Source organism: Janthinobacterium sp., from assembly GCF_009923995.1.
Classification (GTDB): Bacteria; Pseudomonadota; Gammaproteobacteria; order Burkholderiales; family Burkholderiaceae_D; genus Janthinobacterium.
The window spans coordinates 1-6,337 of the sequence record NZ_RFSK01000118.1; the positions used below are offsets into that span (position 1 = coordinate 1).

At 62.9% G+C, this 6,337-nt stretch carries 3 protein-coding genes; all 3 read left to right on the forward strand.

The genetic code is table 11. The annotated features are described in order from the left end of the window. Positions 1-1,519 (forward strand): YDG domain-containing protein (locus EBS11_RS27765; RefSeq protein WP_290608659.1); only part of this gene is annotated, 1,519 nt, incomplete at its 5' end. Positions 1,520-2,372: 853 nt separating this feature from the next. Beyond that, a complete protein-coding gene (locus EBS11_RS27770; protein WP_290608661.1) occupies positions 2,373-3,842 on the forward strand; it encodes a glycoside hydrolase family 19 protein in 1,470 nt (489 codons plus the stop codon). Positions 3,843-3,943: 101 nt separating this feature from the next. Further along, positions 3,944-6,292 (forward strand): glycosyl hydrolase family 18 protein, encoded by a 2,349-nt coding sequence (locus EBS11_RS27775; protein WP_290608663.1) that lies wholly within the window; start codon positions 3,944-3,946, stop codon positions 6,290-6,292. Positions 6,293-6,337: the final 45 nt, after the last annotated feature.

The window sequence follows — 6,337 nt, forward strand, 5'->3', positions numbered from 1 at the left end:
CGGCCTGGTGGGCGGTGAAACGCTGGGCATCGGCGGCCAGGTGGCCGTGTTCAGCGACAAGAACGCGGCCAACGGCAAAACCGTGACGGTAACGGGCACGACCTTGCTGGATACGGCCACTGGCCTGGCCAGCAACTATACGGTCAGCAACCCGACCGGCTTGACGGCCAGCATCACGCCGAAAGCCTTGACGGTGACGGGCCAGCTGGCCGGCAATAAAGTCTACGACGGCAATGCACAAGCCAGCCTGTCCGGCGGCGTCTTGAGCGGCCTGGTGGGCGGCGAAACGCTGGGCTTTGGTGGCCAGAGCGCCGTGTTCAGCGACAAGAACGCGGCCAACGGCAAGACCGTGACGGTAACGGGCACGACCTTGCTGGATACGGCCACTGGCCTGGCCAGCAACTATACGGTGAGCAACCCGACCGGCTTGACTGCCAGCATCACGGCCAAGGCCTTGACATTGACGGGCCAGTTGGCGGGCAACAAGGTTTATGACGGCAATGTCCTGGCCAGCCTGTCCGGCGGCGTCCTGAACGGCCTGGTGGGCGGTGAAACGCTGGGCATCGGCGGCCAGGTGGCCGTGTTCAGCGACAAGAACGCGGCCAACGGCAAAGCCGTGACGGTAACGGGCACGACCTTGCTGGATACGGCGACTGGCCTGGCCAGCAACTACACGGTGAGCAACCCGACTGGCTTGACGGCCAGCATCACGCCGAAGGCCTTGACGGTGACGGGCCAGCTGGCCAGCAATAAAGTCTATGACGGCAATGTGCAGGCCAGCTTGTCCGGTGGCACCTTGAGCGGGCTGGTGGCCGGAGAGACTCTCGGTATTGCGGGCCAGACGGCAACGTTTGCCAACAAGAATGCGGCCAGTGCCAAGGCCGTGACGGTGACGGGTACGACCCTGGTCGACAGCAGCACTGGCCTGGCCAGCAACTACACGGTGAGCAACCCGACCGGCTTGACGGCCAGTATCACGCAAGCGGCACTGGGCGTGCTGGTGAATAATGCTGAAAAAGACCAGGGCCGTGTGAATCCGGACTTCACGGCCAGCTACACGGGCTTGCTGGCCGGTGATACGCTGGCCGCAGAGGTCAGCGGCAACCTGGTGTTCAGCACGCCGGCCACCACGGGATCGGCGGCGGGCAGCTATCTGGTGTCAGCCGCCGGCCAATCGTCGACCAACTATGCGCTGACCTACACGCCTGGCGTGCTGACGGTGAAGCCGACCGTAGCGCTGCAAAGTGCCGTGGCCAGCGTGATCGCCGCCGTCAATGTGGCGCCATCGCAAGGCAATATGGTACAGGCTGAAGTGGTGGCGAAAGGCGAGACCATCACCAGCAAGGAAGACGTGGTAGCGGCGGTGCAGGGCAGCGAGCCGCCTCCGGCCAGCTCGCCGGTGGTGCAGGTGGCCGCTTCCGTCAATGCGAATGTCTTGCCGGGCTTGCGCCTGAGCGTGGTCGACACGGGCTTGCGCCTGCCTGGCGAAGCGGGCAATACCAGCATCGAAAGTCAGTAAGCATTTGCCAGCTGGGCTGGCCAGTTAAAAATGCCGCTTCGTAATATTTGCGAAGCGGCATTTTTTTTGCTGCCTGCCATCCCGCGCAAGCGGTAAATGGCCCCAACCTTATCGGCGTTGCCGACTTGCCGCGCGCCGCCTCCGTCTTGCCGGGCATGCGGTGCATGGTCAGCGGCGATGTTTTTTAGCTGGGCGTGATCGACAAGAACCGCACTTGGCTGCGCTGCGTGTAGCTGCTGCCGCAACTGGCGCCAGAGGCCAGGGTAGCCGCCTGCGTGCGGGAACCGGACCGGGTCTGCTGCTTCACCGCGGCGCAGCAGCGCATCCTCCTGCTCGACTTCGTCAACTGCCTGGCACGGGCTGGATCGCACCAGCGGTGCGCCCCTGAGGACCCTGCAAGCCGTGCTGGAACTGCCTGCCGACGTGCAGCAGGCGCTGTATGTCGTGCGTTTCGGGGATTCGATGGCCCGGCCCATGGCATGCGTGACGCAAATCGACAGTGTCTGCAGCGGGTTTTTGCGACGTGCATTTTCCGCAATGGCCGCGCGCCGGCGCGTCTTCCGCCTGAAACGGGCCCGGCAGTGCTAATACCACTTGCGGCGCCACCGCTCGCGCGGTATTGTCCGCGCCGCTCGCGGCAGGGTCTTTTTTTTCTCGGCTCATTCTTCGCCGCTCACGACGTGGCCAGACCGCCTGCAATCACTGGTATTGTAAAAAACACCGTTATATAAAACCACTTGACTACCAATTTTCGGCGTCGCATTCTCTGTGCAGAAAGCCGATGCTTCACTGCGCTTTCTTTACGTACAAAAAAGCTACCCCGATAGTTTTCGTATAACGTTCAGGAGACATTGTGAAGACACGGCACATAAGCCGGCTGGCCTCGCCCTTGATGGCTGGCCTGCTGGGCAGCGCGCTGCTCGCTTGCGGCGGCAATTCCACCACCGAACCCCCATCGGCCCTGCTGGCCGCCACGACCGCCAGCGACAGTTGCGCGGCCTGGAGCGCCAGCGCCGTCTACACTGCAGGGCAGTGCGCCGTGTATGACGGCAAGGTCTACCGCGCCAAATGGTGGGTGCAGGGCACGGCACCGAGCAACGACCAGTGGGGACCGTGGAGTCTCGATACGACCACACCCACCCCGACACCAACGCCGACACCGACACCAACGCCGACACCGACACCGACACCGACACCGACACCGACACCGACACCGACGCCCACGCCAGGCGTGCCCACCAAGGCCCAGGCCGAGGCGAACGAGGCGGCGCTGACGAACAACGATTTCTTCCGCAAGGTCAAGGCGTCGATCCGCACGCTGGGCAATACGGCCGTCGACGCCGTGCAGCCTGGCCTGGCCAGCAATCCGCTCAACGTCAAGAGGGTCGAGCGCCTGTTGCCGGCGGCCAAGTGGGAATATTATTTTGCCGCGCGCGACGCCAGCTATACCTACCAGCGTTTCCTGCAGGCCGTGGCCAAGTTTCCCGCCGTGTGCGACGACTACGCCGACGGGCGCAATGCGGACGCCATCTGCCGCCACAGCCTGGCCACGATGTTTGCCCACTTCGGACAGGAGACGGGCGACCATAACGCCAGCAGCCCGCTGCCGCAATGGCGCCAGGGCTTGAAGTATTTGCGCGAGCTGGGCTGCGACGAAACGGGCGCCGGCTGCGGCTACAACATCGAGTGCGCCGACCCCGTCTTCAACAAGGTATGGACGTGCGGCACCAACGCCGACGGCAGCTTCAAAAAATACTTTGGCCGCGGCGCCAAGCAGCTGTCCTACAACTATAACTATGGGCCGTTTTCGCAAGCCATGCATGACGGGGATCAATCCGTGCTGCTGAAGAATCCGGACCTGGTGGCGTCGACCTGGCTGAACCTGGCCTCGGCCACGTTCTTCTTCGTCTATCCGCAACCGCCGAAGCCATCCATGCTGCATGTGCTCGACGGCACGTGGGTGCCGAACGCGGCTGATACGGCGGCGGGAGCGGGCAACAACTTCGCCACCACCATCATGATCATCAATGCCGAATGCGGGCAGGGCACGGAAAAGCAGGCCGCGCAAAACCGCATCGATTACTACAAGCAATTTGCCACGGACATGGGCTGGAATTATTCCGGCGAACAATTGTCGTGCGCCAACATGCAGCGTTTCACCCCAGCCAGTTCCGCTTCCTACAACATCTATTGGGAAAAAAACTGGAGCGCGGGTGGCGAAAACCAATGCCAGCTGGTCAGCTATCAAACCCCGTACAGCGCCTTGCTGGCCGGGAACTACGTGAAATGCGTGGAAGCCAACTGGAATGTGAAATTGCAGTAACAGCAAGTGCAGGAGGCCGGCCAGGGATAACAGTTGACAAGAGCCCCTTGAGGGGCCTGCAACAGCTCTCGATGTACAACCATAACGGAGACAGATACCACATGAAATCGAATGCATTATTGATGGCCTTGCTCAGCGGCGTGCTCGTCGCTTGCGGCGGCGGCCAGGAAGGCACGACGGCCACGCCGAACACCCTGCTCGCCACCGTCGAGGCGTGCGCCGTCTGGGATGCCGCCACCGTCTACACGGGCGGCCAGTGCGTCACTTACCAGGGCGTCAGCTACAAGGCCAAGTGGTGGACGCAAGGCAACGTGCCCAGCGCCACCGACACCTGGGGCCCATGGGCCGTGACGGATACGCCGACACCAACGCCGACGCCAACGCCAACGCCAACGCCAACGCCAACGCCAACGCCAACGCCAACGCCCACGCCAACGCCCACGCCAACGCCAACGCCAACGCCAACGCCCACCCCGACGGCCTGCCGCCCGGACGGCTTGATCTCGGCCGTGCCGAATGTGCCGTATTGCAAGGTGTACGATGCGAATGGCCGCGAAGTGCTGGGCAATGGCTTGAACCGGCGCATCGTCGGCTATTTCGCCAGCTGGCGCACGGGCGCCGACGGCAGCCCGACCTACCTGGTGAATAACCTGCCGTGGGACAAGATTACCCACCTGAACTATGCCTTTGCCTCCGTCGATCCGGCCACCTCGAAAATCGCCATCGGCAGCGGCGCGGCCAATCCGGACACGGGCCTCACCTGGCCGAACATCCCGGCCGCGGCCATGGACCCGTCCTTGCCGTACAAGGGCCACTTCAACTTGCTGTCGCAATACAAGAAGAAGTATCCGGGCGTAAAACTGATGATTTCCGTGGGGGGCTGGGCCGGCAGCGGCGGCTTCTACACGGCCACGACGAATGCGGATGGCAGCGTGAACACGGCCGGCATCAATACCCTGGCCGATTCCATGGTGGCCTTCGTGCGCCAGTACAACTTCTTCGATGGCGTCGATGTCGATTACGAACATCCGACCACCAACAATGAAGCGGGCAATCCGAACGACTTCGCCGCCTCGAAACCGCGCCTGGCGGGCTTGATGACGAGCTACAACGTGCTGCTGAAAGTGCTGCGCCAGAAGCTCGACGAAGCGGCCGTGCAGGACAACAAGTATTACTTGCTGACCATCGCCGGTTCCGCTTCGGGCTGGGTGCTGCGGGGCGAGGAAAACATGTCGGGATTGAAATATCTCGATTACGCCAGCCTGATGACCTACGACTTGCACGGCGCGTGGAACCAGTACGTGGGACCGAACGCGGCGCTGTTTGACGATGGCAACGATGGCGAATTGCGCGCCGGTAACGCCTACCAGTACCAGAACATCGGTTACCTGAATACGGACTGGGCCTACCGCTACTACCGGGGCGCCATGCAGGCGGGACGCATCAATATCGGCGTGCCGTTCTATACGCGGGGCTGGAAGGATGTCACGGGCGGCACCAACGGCCTGTGGGGCACGACGGCGCTGACCAATTCCACCGTCACGTGCGCGGGCGTGAAGACCTGCGGCATGGGCGCCACCGGCATCGACAACGTGTGGTACGACCTCGATTCGCAGGGCAAGCCCACGCCGGGCGGCGGCAACCCCATCTGGCATGCGCTGAACTTGCAGAACGGCATCGTGCCAAGCTACCTGGACGCCTACAAGGTGACGGACAAGGCGCTGGTGGGCACCTACGTGCCGTACTACAGCAGCACCATGGTGGCACCGTGGCTGTGGAATGCGACCAAGAAAGTGTTCATTTCCACGGAAACCACGCAGTCGATCGCGGCCAAGGCCCAGTACATCGTCAACAACAATATTGGCGGCGTGATGATCTGGGAAATGGCGGGCGACTATGCCTGGGATGCCACGCGCAACGGCGGCAAGGGCGAATATTTCATGGGCACCACCCTGACGGACGTGCTGTACCAGGCCTTCCGCACGGCCGGCGCGTATGGCAACAAGCGCGCCGAGATCGCCATGCCGGGCACGGCGGCCAACATCAGCATCACCCTCGGTGGCTGGAAGCTGGGCGACAACAACTTCCCCATCAACCCGGTGATGACGGTGAAGAACAACACGGCCTCGACCTTGCCGGGCGGCACCGTGGTGGAGTTCGACTATCCCGTGTCGGCGCCGTCGGACATGAGCGACCAGTCGGGCTTCGGCTTGACGGTGATCAATGCCGGCTACACGGGGCCGAACAATATCGGCGGCTTCACGAAGAACTACAACCGGGCCCGCTTCGCGATTCCCGCCTGGCAATCGCTGGCGCCGGGCGGCTCCGTGGCGCTGACCCTGAACTACCGCCTGCCCATCTCGGGACCGGCCAACTACACGGTCACCGTGGGCGGCACCAAGTATGCGCTGACGCAGGAGTATCCGGAATTGCCGGTGGCGCTGCCGTAAGGTTGCTGATGTCGTAAAGTAAAAAGGGCGGAACCGCGGTTCCGC